This is a genomic window from Methylobacterium dankookense, from assembly GCF_902141855.1.
Taxonomy (GTDB): domain Bacteria; phylum Pseudomonadota; class Alphaproteobacteria; order Rhizobiales; family Beijerinckiaceae; genus Methylobacterium; species Methylobacterium dankookense.
Window position 1 is genome coordinate 78,916 of the sequence record NZ_CABFVH010000002.1, and the last position, 16,319, is coordinate 95,234.

A 16,319-nucleotide genomic window follows, 5' to 3' on the forward strand; every position below is an offset into this window, starting at 1 on the left:
CAGCCTCAGCCGCCCGTCTTCACCCGGCGGCACTCGGTCTTCAGATAGGCGGTCTTGCCGACCTCCTCGCGCAGGTCGGTGCGGGCGATGATCTCCTGCCAGCCATTGGTGCACCCGAGCTCGTTCGCCACCCGGACCTTGCGCACCTCGATGGCCTGGTCGTCGGTGCAGGCCTCCTGCGCGAGGGCGTTGGCGCAGACGAGGACGACGGCGATGAAGCTGTTCATGGGGGCGCTCCTCCCAGGCGCGTCTTCTGTCCGGCCGAGATAGGCCGGCGACGGCGCCCGGCCATGGCGGCGCTCGTGCCGCTGCTCAGGCGAGCGGCCGGCGTGCCGTGTGGCGCACGCTTCGGATCACGATCTCCCCAGGGCCGATGCGATAGGTGACGGCATATGGGTCAGGTACGACCACGACACGGCGGATGCCCGGCCGTGTGGTGACTTGTCCCGCCTGGGGATACCGGCGCAGGAGATCCGTCACGGTCTGGATCTGCGCCTGCACCTGAGGAGCGCCCTGAGGATTTCGCTCGGCGATATAGGCGAGCACCGCATCGAGCTGGCGGAGGGCCTGCCGCGTGAACCTGAGCTTCACAGGCCGTATTTCGCCCAAACGGCCCTGATCTCGTCGTCGGAGGCATAGTCGCCCCGCGCTTCCGCGGCGTCGGCCGCGTCCTCTTCGGCCTCCTCGGCAGGGCTGAAGCGATAGGGCTCTTGGTCCTCTCCGGCCAGGGCGAGGACCATGCGTGCGATGTCATCCTGCAGGTCCGCCGGCAATTCCCGCGCGGCCGCCACGGCCTTCTCGAGCAGATCCGTCATCGGCGCCTGATCCGTCACCACGCCATTATGCGTCGGGAGACGGACCGGGCCAATCGATTCCGTCCGGTGGCGGCACCCATCCTCACCCCACTTCCACCACGAGGTCCGGCCGGAAGGTCGTGCCCTCCACCGGGTTCGCCAGCCAGCGGCAGCGGCCGATTGCCATGTCGTGGCCCGCGTGGAAATGGCCGGAGATCCAGAGGTCGGGGCGGCCGGCATCGGGCAGGTCGTCGAGGAGCGTCGTCGCGTAGAAGGCCGGCACCCACCAGGGCACGCCCGGCGCGGTGCGGAAGGCATCCGCCGCGCGGGGGCTCGCCGGGTGATGGGTCAGCGCCACGGTCGGCCCTGCATGGGGTTTCCCGAGGGCATCGAGGAACAGCGCCCGCTCGGCGACATGCGCCGCCACCGCGTCGGCCGGCTGCCAGGGCGTGCCGTCCGCCTTGCGGATCGAGCCGCGATACTCGCGCGAGCCGGTGACCGGGTCGGTCATCCGGGCGGCGGCGTAGGCGACGGGATCCTCCGGGCGGCCCGGCGCGTCTGCATCGAGCCAGAGCCCGGCGAGCGACCAGTCGCTCCACAGCGTGGTGCCGACGAAGCGCACGCCGTCGAGCACCACCGCGGCGCTCCGCTGCAGCAGGTGGATGCGCGCGCCCGCCTCGTTCAGGCGCGCCACTTCCGCCTCCAGCGCGGCGAGGAGCTGGGGCGCGGTGCGCGGATCGCCGGTCGGCGCGTAATGCTCGTGGTTGCCCGGCACCAAGACGATCGGCCGGCCCCCCGCGAGGTGCAGGAGCGCGGCGAGCCCGCGCTCGGGATGGCCCTCGTAGAGGTCGCCCGCGCAGACGAGCACGTCGAAATCCACGCGCGGGACCGGGATCAGGTCGAGCCGGCGGCGCTCCAGGTGCAGGTCTGAGATCGGGAAGAGGCGCATCGGTCAGGGGGTTCGCGAAGACGGGCCGCCGGTCCTGCGGAAGGATCCGCGTCGGTTCAAGGTTCCTGCGCGGCCCGCGCCGCCCGGCGCTCGGCCCGCGCAGCGCGGAACACGTCGCCGGCCGAATCGGCGTTGATCGCCGCGACGCCGACGGCGGCGACGATGTCCGGCCAGGGCGAGGGGTGCAGCGCGGTCACGATCCCGGCGATGATGATCGCGACGTTGGCGACCGCGTCGTTGCGGGCCGAGAGGTAGGCGGCCCGGGTCAGGCTGCCCGAGCCGTGCCGGTGCTTGCCGAGCATCAGCGCGCAGGTGACGTTGACGGCGAGCGCCCCGAGGCCGGTCAGGGTCAGCGGCACGGGGGCCGGCGCGGAGAAATCCGAGACCTTCTCCCAGACGGCGTAGGCGGTGGCGAGCGCGGGAACGAGCAGGATGCCGGCCATCAGGGTGCCGAGGCGGGCGCGGTTCTCCGCCGACCAGCCGATGCCGGCGAAGATCAGCAGGTTGATCGCCGCGTCCTCCAGGAAGTCCAGGCTGTCGGCGATCAGCGCCACCGAGCCGATGGCGAGCGCCACCACGATCTCGATGCCGAAATAGCCGAGGTTCAGCGCCGCGACGCGGGCGACGACGGAGCGGAGCGCGGGCGAGGCGGCGGCCTTCATCGGAGGCTGTTCCCTGGTCTGTCCGCCTCTTCGCCCAGGGCGGCCGCGCTGTCGAGGGCGGAGCGCGCCCTACCCGCCCCGTCCGTCGCGCCGCACCCGCACCGAGGCGAGCACGGCGCGGTGGGGCTGCCCCCGGGCCGCGACCGGAAGGGCCTCCGCGCCTGCGGCCGGCGCCGGCTGCGACGGGGCCCGGCCGGCCTCGCGCGCGGCCTTGGCCGCCTCGGCCTCGCACAGCCAGCGCAGCCGCCGGCGCAGCAGCGCCTCGACCGCGAAGGCGAGGACCGCGCCGACGAGGCAGGCCGTGGCGGCGGCCAGCCCATTCGGGTTCGGGCCCTCGCCCAGCATCAGGGTGACGAGCCCGCCGAGCGCCAGGACCGCCCCGAGGGCGCCGAGGGAGATCGGATCGGAAGACGGCATGGCCCGATTGTGCGCTGCACCCCTTGGCCGCAGGTGAAGGCGATTGCTCGGATTGTCCGGATTCCGGCAGGCTCGCCGTCATGTCCGCCATAAGTCGAGGATGGCGGGCCCCGGGCTGGATTCGGCGCCCCGCCTGTGCGAGGCGAGAGGACACGCGCCGCGGACAAGGGCGCGAACGACGAGGGAGCCCGAGAGATGTTGCCCGAACTGCGCGTTCTGTACTTCGAGGATCTGGAGGTCGGGCTCTCCGAGACCTTGTCGAAGGTGATCGCCTCCTCCGACGTGGTCGGCTTCGCCGAGATCACCGGCGACCGCAACCCGATCCACCTCTCCGAGCACTTCGCGGCGCGCACGCCCTTCGGCACGCGCATCGCCCACGGCCTCTACACGGCGGGCCTGATCTCGGCGGTGCTCGGCACGCGCCTGCCCGGCCCGGGCGCCGTCTACATCAGCCAGACTCTCAACTTCCGCGCGCCCGTGCGCATCGGCGACACCGTCGACGTGACGGTGGAGGTGGCCGAGCTCGTGCCGGAGCGCCGCCGCGCCCGCCTGAAATGCACCTGCGCGGTGGCCGGCGAGATCGTGCTCGACGGCGAGGCGCTGGTGAAGGTGCCGACCAAGGCCGAGGCCGACCCGCTCGCCGCCCGCACGGGCAAGGCCTGACGCGAAAAGGCGATGATCCCGGTCGCGGTCGAGGATCCGGCCGATCCCCGGCTCGCGCCCTACGCCGCCATGCGCGAGCGCGACCTCGTCGGGCGCGCGGGCCGCTTCATCGTCGAGGGCGAGGTGACGCTCCGCCTCCTCGCCTCGGCGCGCAGCCGCTTCCGGGCGGAATCGGTGCTGCTCGCCCCCGAGCGCTGGCCGGGCCTCGCTGCGGACCTCGCAGGGATCGACGCGCCGGTCTACCTCGCCGGCAAGGCGGCGATGAGCGCGGTGACGGGCTTCCCGATCCATCGCGGCGTGCTCGCCGTCGGCCTCCGCGGCCCGGAGCCCGGCGCGGAGGCGCTCGTGCCGCCCCCGCCCGCCCCGGCCCTGGTGCTCGGCCTCGCCGGGCTGACGAACCACGACAATGTGGGCGGCTGCCTGCGCAACGCCGCCGCCTTCGGCGCCGACGCGGTGCTCCTCGACGCCGCGACCTGCGACCCGCTCTACCGCAAGGCGATCCGCGTCTCGGCGGGAGCGGCCCTGATCACGCCCTTCGCGCGGCTCGCCCCCGATACCGACTGGCCGGCGCTCGCCGCGCGCCTCGGCCTGGAGCTGCTGGCGCTCAGTCCTGCGGGCGCCGAGACCCTGGACGCGCTCGATCCGCCGCGCCGCGCGCTCCTGCTCCTCGGCACCGAGGGGCCGGGCCTCGCGCCGGGTCTGATGGCGCGGGTGCGGACCCTGCGCATCCCGATGGCGCCGGGCTTCGATTCGCTCAACGTCGCCACCGCCGGAGCGATCGCCCTGCACCGGCTCGCGCGCCGCGCGGGACCTGTCCACGCCGAAGCGTGCTGAGCGGACCGCCGCGGCATGCCACTTCCGCATCCGGATCAGGGTCCTGATCCCGTCCACTCCTTCCGCGCGCGACCGGACAGATCCTTCTCATCCGACGGCGGTTGCGCGACAAAGGGATGCAATTGCCGAATGCCGGCGCGGTTCTAGCTTGGCTTTTCGTGAGCGGGCTGGTCGGCCGCGGTGAAGTCCTGGCCGAGATTTCCGGCCCCGCGTTCGAGAGGAGACGGTGGCGTTGCTGCATGCGGGAGACGGGCTGCGCAGGCTCTCCGGTCGCAGGGTCGTCGTCGTCGGAGCGGGCCCAGGCGGCCTCGCGGCGGCGCTCCTGCTCGCGCGAGCCGGAATCCATGTCACGCTGGTGGAGAAGGACGATCAGGTCGGCGGCCGGACCAAAACGGTCGAGGCGCCCGGCGGCTACCGCTTCGACATCGGCCCGACCTTCTTTCTCTACCCCCAGATCCTCGCCGACATCTTCGAGAGCTGCGGCGAGCGCTTGGAAGACCATGTCAAACTGGAGCGGCTCGATCCGCAATACCACCTCGCCTTCGAAGGCGGCGGCGGCATCGCGGGCGAGATCCGCGCCACGGGGGACGTAGCCCGCCTCAAGGCCGAGATCGCGCGGATCGCTCCCGCCGACGCCGAGAACGTCGAGGCTTTCTTCGCGGAGAACCGGACCAAGCTTCGCCACTTCAAGCCGGTGCTGGAACAGGCCTTCCACCGGTTCCGCAGCATGGCGAGCCCGGCCATGCTCGCCGCCCTGCCTTATCTCCATCCCGGCCGCAGCGTCGACCGCGACCTGAAGCGCCACTTCGCCGACCCGCGCGTGCGCCTCGCCTTCTCGTTCCAGACCAAATATCTCGGGATGTCGCCCTTCCGCTGCCCGAGCCTGTTCACGATCCTCTCGTTCCTCGAATACGAGCACGGGGTCTATCATCCGGTCGGCGGCTGCGGCGCGGTCTCGGAGGCGATGGCGGGGCTCGCCCGCCGCATGGGCGTCGACATCCGGCTGGGCACGCGCGTCGAGCGGGTGCTGTTCGAGGGCAAGCGCGCCGCGGGCGTGGTGGCTGGCGGCGAGACGCTGCGGGCCGACGCGGTGATGATCAACGGCGACTTCGCCAAGGCGGTGCCGGAGCTGGTGCCGGAGACGCGCCGCCCGCGCTGGCGCGACGCCAAGGTCGCCAAGGCCCGCCTCTCCTGCTCGACCTTCATGATGTATCTCGGGATCGAGGGCGCCATGCCCGCGAGCCTCGGCCATCATACCATCCTGCTCGCCGAGGATTACGCGCGGAACATCCGCGAGATCACGGAGGGCACGCTGCCGATGGCGCCCTCCGTCTACGTGCAGCATGCGGGCTTCACCGACGGTGGCATGGCGCCGCCCGGTCACACCGCCCTCTACGTGCTGGTGCCAGTGCCGAACCTGCGGGCCGGGATCGACTGGGCGGCGATCCGCGACTCGTACCGCACCCTCGTCTTGGAGCGGCTGAAGCTTCTGGGCCTCGGCGATCTGGAGGACCGAATCCGCTACGAGCGCATCGTCGATCCGACCCAGTGGCGCGACGACTTCTCTGTCCACGAGGGGGCGACCTTCAACCTCGCCCACGACTTGATGCAGATGCTGTGGTTCCGGCCGCACAACCGCTTCGGGCCGGGGCTCTACCTCGTCGGCGGCGGCACCCATCCGGGCTCCGGCCTGCCGGTGATCTACGAGGGCGCCCGCATCTCGGCCCGCCTGCTCATCGAGGAACTGCTCGGCGCCCGCGTGCCGGCCGGCGCTGGCATCCCCGACACCGCGCCGCTTGCCACCGGCGGGGAGGCAACGTGAGCAGGCGCGCCGTCCTCGCCTTCCTCCTCGCCCTCCCCCTCCCTGCCCGGGCCGCCGGCCTTCAGGTGGAGGTGGACGGCATCGAGCCCGGCGGCGGGACGGTCTACGTCACCCTCTGCCAGGGCGGCCTCTCCGAAGCGGCCTGCGTCGAGGGGCAGAACGCGCCGGGCACCGCGCCCGCGCGCACCTTCGTCTTCGACGACGTGGCGCCCGGCACCTACGCGGTCGCCGCCTTCCAGGACCAGAACGGGAATGGCCGGCTCGACCGGACCGGGCTCGGCTTGCCGCAGGAGCCCTACGGCCTGTCGGGCGGCGCCGGGCGGCATGCCCGGCCGAGCTTCGCCGAGGCCGCCTTCTCCTTGCGCGAGCCGGGGGCCGCCATCCGGGTGCGGCTCGCCCGCGCCCTGCCCCGGCGCTGACGCCGTGGCCCCGCTCCTGACGGCCGAGGGGGTCGCGCTGGCCTATCGCGGCGCCCGCGTCCTCGACGGGGTCGATCTCGCGCTCGCGCCCGCCGAGACCCTGGCGCTGCTCGGGCCCAACGGGGCCGGCAAGACCACCCTGATGCGCCTCGCCGCCGGCCGCCTGCGCCCGGATGCGGGCCGGGTCCGCGTCGAGGGCCGCGACCCCCATGCCGACCGGGCGGCGCGCGCCGCCATCGGCTGGGTGCCGCAGGAGATCGCTCTCTACCCCCGCCTCACCGTGGCGGAGAATCTCGGCGTCTTCGCGAGCCTCGCCGGCGTACCGCGGCGCGGGCGGCCCCAGGCCGTCGCGGCGGCCCTCGCGCTGGCCGAGATCGAGGCCGTGGCCGGCAGCCTCGTCGGCCAGCTCTCGGGCGGCTACCGGCGCCGGGTCAACATCGCCGCGAGCCTGATGAACCGGCCCCGCCTCGTCCTCCTCGACGAGCCGACGCAAGGGGTCGACCTCGCCGCCCGCGCCGCGATCCACGCGGTGCTGCAGCGCCTCAGCGCCGAGGGCACCGCGATCCTGATCGCCACCCACGATTTCGCCGAGGCCGAGCGCCTCGCCGACCGCGTCGCCTTCATGGCCCGCGGCCGGATCCTGCGCGAGGGCGCCCTGGCGGACCTGCTGGCCGGCCTGCGCGCCGGGCCGCCGGAGCGCGAACTGGTGCTGGCGACCGCCCCCGCCCCGGCGGCGGAGGCCGTGCTGCGCCGGGCTGGCTTCCTGCCGCACGAGGGCGGCCTCGCCTGGCGCGCGGCCGAGCGCGGGACCGGCCTCGACGGTGCGGCCCTCCTCGGGCAATTGCGGGCGCAGGGCGTGCCGGCCTCGGAGCTGCGCGTGCGCGCGCCGGGCCTCGAGGCGCTCTATCTCGACGCGCTCAAGCCCCGCGCCGTGCCCGAGCCGCCGCCGAGCTTGGCCATGGGAGGCGCGCGATGATCGGCGCCGCATTCCGGGTGATGCTGCTCAGCCTCGTGCGCGACCGGGCCGCCCTGGTCATGGCCTTCGTGCTGCCGACCGTGATCTTCTCGATCTTCGCGGCGATCTTCTCCGGCGCGGTGGGCGACCGCATCCGCATCCATCTCGGCCTTGCCGATCTCGCCCACACCCAGACCACCGGCCGCCTCGCGGCGGCTCTCGAAGCCGACCCGTCGCTGCGCGTCACGCGCCTGTCCGGCGATCTCGCGGCGGTGACGGCGGCGGTGCGCGCGGGCGCGGTCGACGTGGCCCTGGTGCTGCGCGGCGACCTCGCGGCCGCGCCCGCCGGCACCGCGCCGGAGGCCGACCGGCCGGTGGTGCTCGTCGAGGATCCGGCCAAGGCGCTCGCCACCCCGATCGCGCTGGGCCAGCTCCAGCGGGTGCTGAACGAGGCCCTGCCCGACGTGGTGCTCTCCCGCGTCGTCGCCGACGTGGAGCGCACCGGCAAGATCGGTCCGGACGAGCGCGCCTTCCTCGACGCGGCCTTCGCCGAGCAGCGGGCGAAGCGCGAGCCCTTCAGCTTCTCGGCCCTGGTGGAGCGGCAGGGCACGGCGGCGGCCGCGGGCAATGCGCGGGTCAGCTACTATGCCGGCGCCATCGCCGCGGTGTTCCTGCTCTTCGCCGCGATGCAGGGCGCCCTCTCGCTGGTGGACGAGCGCGAATCCGGTCTCGCCGACCGGTTGAGCGCGGGCCCCGGCGGCCTCGCCGTGATCGTCCTCGGCAAGTTCGCCTTCCTCACGCTGCAGGGCGTCGTCCAGGCCGGGCTGATCTTCACCGCCGCAGGCCTGCTCTACGGCGTCGCCATCGGCCCGCACTGGCTTCCCTTCCTCGCCACCTGCCTCCTCGTCTCCGCCATGGCGGCGGGGCTGGCGCTCGCGGCCTGCGCGGCGGCGGCGACGCGCCAGCAGGCGCATCTCTGCGCGACCTTCGGCGTGCTGCTGCTCTCGGCGGTCGGCGGCAGCATGGTGCCCCGCTTCCTGATGCCGCCCTGGCTGCAGCAGGCCGGCTGGCTGACCCCCAACGCCTGGGCGATTGAGGCCTATCAGGGGGCGCTCGGCGAGGGCGTGGCGCTGACCGCCTGGGCCGTGCTGGCGGCCTTGGCGCTCGCCGGGCTCGGCGTCGCGCTCGGCCTCGCGGCCCGGCGGCCGGCATGAGCGCCGCACATCACCCTGCCGCGCGACGCGGGAGCGCGTTGACCCCGGTCCCGGCGCGCACGACCATCAGCCCCGGCGGCCTCCCGCCCGGGCGTTCCGTAGGAGCGTAACGCGATGCAGTCCGGTTCGTCGGTCGCCGTCATCGGCAGCGGTTTGGGCGGGCTCGCCGCCGCCTGCGTCTCGGCCGCGCGGGGGCACAGGGTCACCCTCTACGACAAGAACGACTGGCTCGGCGGCAAGGCGGCGGTGCTGCACGAGGGCGGCTTCCGCTTCGACATGGGGCCGACCATCCTCACGGTGCCCCGCGTGCTGGAGCGGATCTTCTCAGAGGCGGGACGCAGCGTCCACGACTACATGGACCTGCGCCGCCTCGACCCGCAATGGCGCTGCTTCTTCGACGACGGCACCCGCATCGACCTGATGCAGGACGTCGCCACCATGGCGGCCGAGATGGACCGCTTCGTGCCGGGCGCCGGGGCCGGCGAGGGCTACAAGAAATTCCTCGCGATCTCCGAGCATCTGCACGGCGTCTCGGAAAAATTCTTCTTCTGGAAGCCGGTCGAGGACCTGTTCGACACGATCAACATCCGCGCCAACATGAATCCGGGCACCCTGCGCGACGTGCTCTCCCTGCGCATGCACGCCTCGGTGGCGAGCACCATCCGCGGCAAGGTGAAGGATGCCCGCCTTGCGCAGATGCTCGACCATTTCGTGCAATATGTCGGCTCGTCGCCCTACGGCGCCCCCGCGGTGCTCTGCGCCATCGCCCACATGCAGACGGCGGACGGGGTCTGGTACCCGATGGGCGGCACCCGGGCCGTGGCCGAGGGGCTGATGAAGCTCGCCGAGGAGCTCGGCGCGACCCTGAAGCCCAACACCGAGGTCACCGGCCTCGACATCGTCGACGGCGCGGTGCGCGGCCTGCGCACGCGCGAGGGCACGGCGCCCTACGACGCCGTGATCTCCAACATGGATTCGGTGCGGACCTATCGCGAGCTCGTCGGCGGCGAGGCGGGCAAGGCCTACGAGCGGAAGAACCCCGAGCCCGCCTGCTCGGGCGTGGTGCTCTATCTCGGCCTGAACCGGCGCTACGAGCACCTGAACCACCACGATTTCGTCTTCTCGCGCGATCCCGAGGAGGAGTTCGACTGGATCTACCGGAGGGGCGAGCCGGCGCCGGACCCGACCGCCTATCTCGCCGCCCCCTCCTCCACCGATCCGTCCGTGGCGCCGGACGGCGGCGAGGCGCTCTACGTCCTCGTGCACACCCCCTATCTGCGGCCCCACCACGACTGGTCGAAGATGTTCCCGGCCTATCGCCGGGTGATCCTCGACAAGCTCAAGCGCACCGCCGGGATGCCCGATCTCGAGGACCGCATCGTGGTCGAGCGCCACCTCACGCCGCAGGACATCCACGACCGCTACAAGGTGCTGAACGGGGCGATCTACGGCCTCGCCTCGCACGGGCGGGTGATGGGCGCCTTCAAGCCCGGCAACCGCTCGCGGCAGGTGCGCGGCCTCTATCTCGCCGGCGGCGCGGCCCATCCCGGCCCCGGCATGCCGATGGTCATGATGTCCGGCTGGATCGCCGCCGACGCGCACGACCAGGACGCCCGCGGCGGCCTGCGCAAATCGGCGTGACCATGTCGCACCCCGTTCCCTCTCCCCTCGACAGAAGAAGCGCGGGTCCCTTTCCCCTTGCGGGGAGGGGACAGGGGTGGTTCAGGATGAGGCGTGGCGGTGCCTCTTGCGCCACCCGCACCTCCGGCTCCTCCCCGCAAGGGGGAGGAGAGGCCCATCGCGCATCGTTGCGCCCTTTTCGGACGGTTCTCGTCTCTCTCCCCCGCACTGGCGGAAGACCGAGATGACGCGCTCCGACCTCCCGCCCGTCTCGCCCGCGCTCTGGCGCTTCATGGCGGCCTATTTCGAGCGCTTCACCCGGCGCCACCTCAACGCCGTGCACCTGCCGCGCTGGGGCTGGCCGGACTGCGCCGGCCATCCCGGGCCGATCGTGGTCTATTGCAACCACCCGGCCTGGTGGGATGCGGCCGTGGTGATCCTGCTCGCGGCCAGGCTTTTCCCCGCGCGCGAGGGCCGGGCGCCCTTCGACGCGAAGATGCTCGCCCGCTACCGGATCTTCCAGCGCATGGGCGCCTTCGGCGTCGACCTCGACAGCCCGCGCGGGGCGGCGCAGTTCCTGCGGAACGCCCGCACCATCCTGGCCGATCCGCGCCGCATGCTCTGGATCACCGCGCAGGGGCGCTTCGCCGATGCCCGCGCCCGGCCGCTGGGCCTGAGGCCCGGCGTCGCCCGCCTCGCCGAGCTCGCGCCGGACGCCCTCGTCGTGCCGCTCGCCCTCGACTACGCCTTCTGGGAGGAGCGCGGCGGGGAGGCCTTTGCCGCCTTCGGGCCGCCCGTGACCGCGGCCGAGTTGCTGGCCCTGCCCCGGGCCGCGCGCCTCGCCCGCCTGGAGCGCGACCTCGAGGCGGTGCTCGATCGGCTCGGCGCCGACATCGTCAGCCGCGAGCCCGGACGGTTCCGGCCGCTGCTCTCCGGCCGCAAGGGGATCGGCGGAATCTACGATCTGTGGCGGCGGCTCGCCGCCCTGGTCGCGGGCCGCCGCTTCGATCCAGCCCACAGGGCCGAGCGGCCGACCGGGGAGCGCCTGCCGTGAGCCTCGATGCGGCCCTCCTCGCCCTCGCGGCGCTCTGCTTCGCGGTGGCGCTGCAGCCGGCCCTGTTCGCCGCCATGAACCTCGCCCTGCTCCGGACGCCGGAGCCGGAGCTCGGCGGCTCGGGCCTCGTCTCGATCCTGATCCCGGCCCGCAACGAGGCCGGCAACATCGCCGGCACCGTGCGCGCGGCGCTCGCCTCGACCGGCACCCCCGTCGAGGTGCTGGTCGGCGACGACCACTCGACCGACGGCACCGCGGAGATCGTTTCCGGCCTCGCCGCCGAGGAGCCGCGCCTGCGCCTCGTCCCCGTGCCGAGCCTGCCCGAGGGCTGGACGGGCAAGAACGCGGCCTGCGCCCATCTCGCGGGCCAGGCGCGGGGCGGATATCTGCTCTTCATCGACGCCGACGTGACCCTGGCCCCGGAGGCGGCGGCCCGGCTCGCGGCCCATGCGGCGCGCACGGCTTGCGACCTCGTCAGCGCGGTGCCGCGCCAGCGCATGGACAGTCTCGGCGAGCGCCTTACCGTGCCGATGATCGACTTCCTCCTCGTCGGCTACCTGCCGGTGGCGGCGATGCGCGCCTCGCTCCGGCCGAGCCTCGGCGCGGCCTGCGGCCAGCTCATCCTCGCCTCCCGCACGGCCTATGTCGCGACCGGCGGGCATGGCGGCATCCGCACCTCGCTCCACGATGGCGTGCGCCTGCCGCGCCTGTTCCGGGCCCAGGGCCGCCGCACCGACCTCGTGGCGGGCCGAGACCTCGCCCTCTGCCACATGTATGCGGGCTTCCGTGAAGCCTGGGCCGGCTTCTCGAAGAACGCCCACGAGGGCATGGCGACGCCCCGCGCCCTGCCCGTCTGGACCCTGCTGTTGCTGCTCGGTCAGGTCGTGCCCTGGCTCCTCGTGGCGGCGGGGCTTCTCGGCGGCCTCGGGCCGGCCGCCTTCGCCCTCGCCGCGGCCGCCCTCGCGCTCTCGCTCGCGACGCGGACCGCCATCACCCTGGCCGTCCGTGAGCCCTGGCCGTCGATTCCGCTCCACCCCGCCACGGTGCTTGTGGCGCTCGCCATCCAGTGGAACGTGCTGCTCCGCCGGGAGCGGGCGGGCGCGGCGAGCTGGAAGGGCCGCACCTATCCGGTGAGCGGAGCCTGAGGCCGCGGAATCGCGTAGCCTCCGCGTCCGGACGGCACGAGAGGTCGAGGAGAGCCCATGATCGCGACGGTGGATGCGGTGGCCCCGCGGCGGGGGGCGGCCCTGCTCCTGGAGGTGCTGCGCTCGGAGGGGGTGCGCCACATCTTCGGCAATCCGGGCACCACCGAGCTGCCGCTGATCGACGCCCTCACCGAGACGCCGGACATCGCCTACGTGCTCGCCCTGCAGGAGGCGAGCGCGGTAGCCATGGCCGACGGCTACGCGCAGGCAGCGCGGCGCCCCGCCTTCGTCAACCTGCACACGGCGGGCGGGCTCGGGCACGGCTTCGGCAACCTGATCAACAGCTACGTCTCCGGTACGCCGCTCGTGGTCACGGCCGGCCAGCAGGATTCGCGGCACGCCATCACCGACCCGCTCCTGTTCGGCGACCTCGTCGCCATCGCCGACCCGGCGGTGAAATGGGCCCGCGAGGTCACGAACGCGGACCAGCTCGCGATCCTGCTGCGGCGCGCCTTCCACGATTGCAGCGCGGCGCCCTCCGGTCCCGTCTTCCTGTCCCTGCCCATGGATGTGATGGAAGCGATGACCGCGGTGCCCGCGGGCGAGGTCTCGACCATCGACCACCGCGCGGTGGCTGGCTCGCTCACGAGCCTCGCCGACCGGCTCGCCGGGATCGCGCCCGGGCGCCTCGCCCTGATCGCGGGCGACGAGATCGAATCGAGCGACGCCTCGGCGCAGGCGGTGGCGCTCGCCGACGCGCTCGGCGCCCCCGTCTACGGATCGTCCTGGCCGGCGCACATCCCCTTCCCCACCGCGCATCCGCTCTGGGCCGGGAACCTGCCGACCAAGGCCAACGAGATCGCCGGGATCCTGGGCTCCTACGACGCGGTCTTCGCGCTCGGCGGCAAGTCGCTGATCACCGTGCTCTACACGGAGGGCTCGGCGGTGCCGCCCGGCACCCGGGTGTTCCAGCTCTCGGCCGACGTGCGCGACCTCGGGCGCACCTACACCACCGAATTGTCGATGGTCGGCGACATCCGCGCCTCCCTCGACGTGCTGCTGCCGCTGCTCGCCGAGCGCCTGCGCCCGCGCGCCGATGCCTACGCGGCGCTGCGGGCGCAGGCCTCCGAGGCGCGAACGGAGCGCCGGGCCCGGCTCGCCGCGGCGGCGGATGCGGCCTTCGCGGACCCGGTGATCGCACCCCTTGTGGCGGCCCGCGAGGTCGCCCGCGCGGTGGGGCACGACACGGCGATCGTGGACGAGGCGCCCGCCACCCTCGTCCATCTGCGCACCTTCCTCGACAGCCCGAACACCCACCAATACGCGGCGATGCGCGGCGGCGTGCTCGGCTGGGGCATGCCGGCCTCGGTCGGCTACTCGCTGGGGCTCGACCGCTCGCCGGTGGTCTGCGTCGTCGGCGACGGCGCGGCGCTCTACTCGCCGCAGGCGCTCTGGACCGCGGCGCACGAGGATTTGCCGATCACCTTCGTGGTGATCAACAACGCCGAGTACAACATCCTCAAGCGCTTCATGAAATCGCAGACCCACTACGCCTCGGTGCGGGCCAACCGCTTCATCGCCATGGACCTCGTCGACCCGCGCATCGACTTCCCGGCGCTCGCCGCCTCGATGGGCGTCCCGGCCCGCCGCGTCACCGCGGCTGGCGACATCGCCCCGGCGATCGAGGCGGGCATCCGGTCGGCCAAGCCGAATCTCGTGGAGGTGGTGGTCCAGGCGACGTGAGGGGGGATCTCCAGTGGGGCGCCTATGCGCCCATCACCGTGTCGGCGAGCAGCTTCACGTTCAGCGCCACGATCAGCCCGGCGATGGCCCAGGACAGCCATTTGAGCCAGCCGGGCACCACCAGGGCGCCCATCTTGGCCGGGTCGGAGACGAAGCGCACCAGCGGGATCACCGCGAAGGGCAGCTGCATCGACAGCACCACCTGGCTCAGCACGAGGAGCCTCGCCGTGCCGGCATCGCCGTAGAGGGCGGTGACGACGACCACGGGCACGATGGCGATGCCGCGGGTGACGAGGCGGCGCGCCCAGTTCGGCAGGCGCAGGCGCAGGAAGCCTTCCATCACGATCTGGCCGGCGAGCGTCGCCGTCACCGTCGAGTTGAGGCCGGAGGCGAGCAGCGCCACCGCGAACAGCGTCGAGGCGATGCCTGCGCCGAGCAGCGGCGAGAGCAGCTCGTAGGCCTGCTCGATCTCCTCCACGTCGGTGCGCCCGCCCGCGTGGAACACCGAGGCCGCCAGGATCAGGATCGCGGCGTTGACGAAGAGCGCCAGCATCAGCGCCACCGTGGAATCGGTGACGGCGAAGCGGAGCGCCGCCCGCCGCCCTTCGAGGTCGCGCGGATAGGCCCGGGTCTGCACGATGGCCGAGTGCAGGTAGAGGTTGTGCGGCATCACGGTGGCCCCGATGATGCCGATGGCGATGTAGAGGGCGGCCGGGTTCGTCACGATCTCGCGCGAGGGGATGAAGCCGCCGAGCACCGCCTGGACCGGGGGCGCGGCCAGCGCGATCTGCGCCGCGAAGCAGACGAAGATCACGGTGAGCAGGCCGATCACGAAGGCCTCCAGCGCGCGGAAGCCGCGGCGCAGCAGCAGCAGCACGACCAGCACGTCGAGGGCGGTGATCACCGCGCCGAGCGTCAGGGGGATGCCGAACAGCAGCTTCAGGGCGATCGCCGTCCCGATCACCTCGGCAAGGTCGCAGGCGATGATCGCCGCCTCGCAGGCGAGCCAGAGTGCGAGGCCGACCGGCCGGGAATAGGCGTCGCGGCAGGCCTGGGCGAGGTCGCGGCCGGTGGCGATGCCGAGCCGGGCGCTCAGCGCCTGCAGCACGATCGCCATCAGGTTCGAGATCAGGATGACGGCGAGCAGCGTGTAGCCGAACTGCGCCCCGCCCGCGATGTCGGTCGCCCAGTTGCCGGGGTCCATGTAGCCGACGGCCACCATGTAGCCGGGACCGACGAAGCCCATCAGCCGGCGCAGCCAGGAGCCGCTGGCCTGCACCGCCACGCTGCCGTTCAGCGCGCCGAGGCTCGGCTCGTCCTGCATCCGGCCGAGGCGCCAGGCGGTGTCGCGAGGGATGACGTTCACGGCGCTCGTTCGGCTCTGGAGGGTGGGTCCCAGAAATATAGCTTATGCTATAACGCTTGTGAACAGCTAAATACCGCGCTGCGAAATCCCCCGCCGCGGCGCGGTCCGCGGCCGCGGGGGCTCCCGAGTGGCGCGCACCTGGGGTAGAAGGTCGGCAAAACGCCCCCGCACGCCCATCCGAGGTGCCCCGACCGATGCAGGCTCGCCGACCGACCGCAGCCGCGGAAGACCACCTCGTCGACCCGGAGGTCCACGTCGAGAGCTTCCGGCAGGCCCGTGAGGCCCGGCGCTCGGAACTCGCGGAGGACTACGTCGAGCTGATCGCCGACCTGATCGGCGATGGCGGCGAGGCGCGCCAGGTGGACATCGCGGCCCGCCTCGGGGTGGCGCAGCCGACGGTGGCCAAGATGCTGAAGCGGCTGTCCGAGGACGGGCTGGTGCAGCAGCGGCCCTATCGCGGCGTCTTCCTCACCGAGGCCGGGCAGATCCTGGCGGCGCAGGCGCGCGAGCGCCACCGCATCGTGGAGCGCTTCCTCTGCGCGCTGGGCGTCAGCCCGGAGATCGCGCGCCGCGATGCGGAAGGCATCGAGCACCACGTGAGCGGCGAGACGCTGGAGGCGTTCCGGCAATTCGCCGAGGGGCGCGCGGGGGCCTGAAACCAG

At 73.1% G+C, this 16,319-nt stretch carries 18 protein-coding genes; 11 read left to right on the plus strand and 7 right to left on the minus strand.

Going from position 1 to position 16,319, the window contains the following annotated elements:
• Window positions 1-5 precede the first annotated feature (5 nt).
• The 6 genes from MTDSW087_RS02505 to MTDSW087_RS29915 form a co-directional block, all read right to left on the minus strand.
• On the minus strand, window positions 6-227 hold the full coding sequence (locus MTDSW087_RS02505; RefSeq protein ID WP_144759733.1) for a hypothetical protein: 222 nt from the start codon (window positions 225-227) through the stop codon (window positions 6-8).
• A gap of 85 nt (window positions 228-312) precedes the next feature.
• Window positions 313-591, minus strand: a complete 279-nt coding sequence (locus MTDSW087_RS02510; protein ID WP_144759736.1) for a type II toxin-antitoxin system RelE/ParE family toxin — start codon at window positions 589-591, stop codon at window positions 313-315.
• Window positions 588-815, minus strand: coding sequence for a hypothetical protein (locus tag MTDSW087_RS02515; RefSeq protein ID WP_144759739.1), 228 nt, complete (start codon window positions 813-815; stop codon window positions 588-590). Before MTDSW087_RS02515 ends, MTDSW087_RS02510 begins: the two co-directional genes overlap by 4 nt.
• 82 nt (window positions 816-897) lie before the next feature.
• Window positions 898-1,743, minus strand: a complete 846-nt coding sequence (locus MTDSW087_RS02520; RefSeq protein ID WP_144759742.1) for a metallophosphoesterase — start codon at window positions 1,741-1,743, stop codon at window positions 898-900.
• 56 nt (window positions 1,744-1,799) lie between these two features.
• Entirely contained in the window at window positions 1,800-2,405 is a 606-nt protein-coding gene (locus tag MTDSW087_RS02525) for a cation efflux transmembrane domain-containing protein (RefSeq protein WP_144759745.1), read from the minus strand.
• A 69-nt stretch (window positions 2,406-2,474) separates the two neighbouring features.
• Window positions 2,475-2,822 carry a hypothetical protein gene (locus tag MTDSW087_RS29915; protein WP_186383712.1) on the minus strand — a complete coding sequence of 116 codons (348 nt, stop codon included), beginning with the start codon at window positions 2,820-2,822 and terminating at the stop codon, window positions 2,475-2,477.
• A gap of 195 nt (window positions 2,823-3,017) precedes the next feature.
• Between MTDSW087_RS29915 and croR the strand changes: the two genes are divergently transcribed.
• From croR to MTDSW087_RS02580, 10 genes are all read left to right on the plus strand, one after another.
• Window positions 3,018-3,485, plus strand: a complete 468-nt coding sequence (gene croR, locus MTDSW087_RS02535; protein ID WP_144759748.1) for a 3-hydroxybutyryl-CoA dehydratase — start codon at window positions 3,018-3,020, stop codon at window positions 3,483-3,485.
• A 12-nt stretch (window positions 3,486-3,497) separates the two neighbouring features.
• Window positions 3,498-4,319, plus strand: a complete 822-nt coding sequence (locus tag MTDSW087_RS02540) for a TrmH family RNA methyltransferase (protein WP_144759751.1) — start codon at window positions 3,498-3,500, stop codon at window positions 4,317-4,319.
• A gap of 232 nt (window positions 4,320-4,551) precedes the next feature.
• The gene (gene crtI / locus MTDSW087_RS02545; RefSeq protein ID WP_144759754.1) at window positions 4,552-6,141 is read left to right on the plus strand and encodes a phytoene desaturase family protein; all 1,590 of its coding nucleotides are present in this window, start codon (window positions 4,552-4,554) and stop codon (window positions 6,139-6,141) included.
• Window positions 6,138-6,560 carry a DUF2141 domain-containing protein gene (locus tag MTDSW087_RS02550; RefSeq protein WP_144759757.1) on the plus strand — a complete coding sequence of 141 codons (423 nt, stop codon included), beginning with the start codon at window positions 6,138-6,140 and terminating at the stop codon, window positions 6,558-6,560. The genes crtI and MTDSW087_RS02550 overlap by 4 nt, the downstream gene beginning before the upstream one ends.
• Window positions 6,561-6,564: 4 nt before the next feature.
• Window positions 6,565-7,536 (plus strand): ABC transporter ATP-binding protein, encoded by a 972-nt coding sequence (locus tag MTDSW087_RS02555; protein WP_238179150.1) that lies wholly within the window; start codon window positions 6,565-6,567, stop codon window positions 7,534-7,536.
• Window positions 7,533-8,729 carry an ABC transporter permease gene (locus tag MTDSW087_RS02560; RefSeq protein ID WP_144759763.1) on the plus strand — a complete coding sequence of 399 codons (1,197 nt, stop codon included), beginning with the start codon at window positions 7,533-7,535 and terminating at the stop codon, window positions 8,727-8,729. Before MTDSW087_RS02555 ends, MTDSW087_RS02560 begins: the two co-directional genes overlap by 4 nt.
• Window positions 8,730-8,843: 114 nt before the next feature.
• Window positions 8,844-10,370, plus strand: a complete 1,527-nt coding sequence (locus tag MTDSW087_RS02565) for a phytoene desaturase family protein (RefSeq protein WP_144759766.1) — start codon at window positions 8,844-8,846, stop codon at window positions 10,368-10,370.
• Window positions 10,371-10,593: 223 nt separating this feature from the next.
• On the plus strand, window positions 10,594-11,403 hold the full coding sequence (locus MTDSW087_RS02570) for a lysophospholipid acyltransferase family protein (RefSeq protein ID WP_144759769.1): 810 nt from the start codon (window positions 10,594-10,596) through the stop codon (window positions 11,401-11,403).
• 74 nt (window positions 11,404-11,477) lie between these two features.
• A complete protein-coding gene (locus MTDSW087_RS02575) occupies window positions 11,478-12,548 on the plus strand; it encodes a glycosyltransferase family A protein (protein WP_144760217.1) in 1,071 nt (356 codons plus the stop codon).
• 57 nt (window positions 12,549-12,605) lie between these two features.
• Complete coding sequence (locus MTDSW087_RS02580; protein WP_144759772.1) at window positions 12,606-14,291, plus strand: thiamine pyrophosphate-binding protein; 1,686 nt, start codon at window positions 12,606-12,608, stop codon at window positions 14,289-14,291.
• Between the two features lie 22 nt (window positions 14,292-14,313).
• On the opposite strand, the gene MTDSW087_RS02585 is transcribed toward MTDSW087_RS02580, so the two are convergent.
• Window positions 14,314-15,615 carry an Nramp family divalent metal transporter gene (locus MTDSW087_RS02585; RefSeq protein ID WP_144760220.1) on the minus strand — a complete coding sequence of 434 codons (1,302 nt, stop codon included), beginning with the start codon at window positions 15,613-15,615 and terminating at the stop codon, window positions 14,314-14,316.
• A gap of 236 nt (window positions 15,616-15,851) precedes the next feature.
• Here MTDSW087_RS02585 and mntR point away from each other — a divergent pair, with 236 nt between their 5' ends.
• Window positions 15,852-16,313 (plus strand): manganese-binding transcriptional regulator MntR, encoded by a 462-nt coding sequence (gene mntR / locus MTDSW087_RS02590; RefSeq protein ID WP_144759775.1) that lies wholly within the window; start codon window positions 15,852-15,854, stop codon window positions 16,311-16,313.
• The last annotated feature ends 6 nt before the right edge of the window (window positions 16,314-16,319 follow it).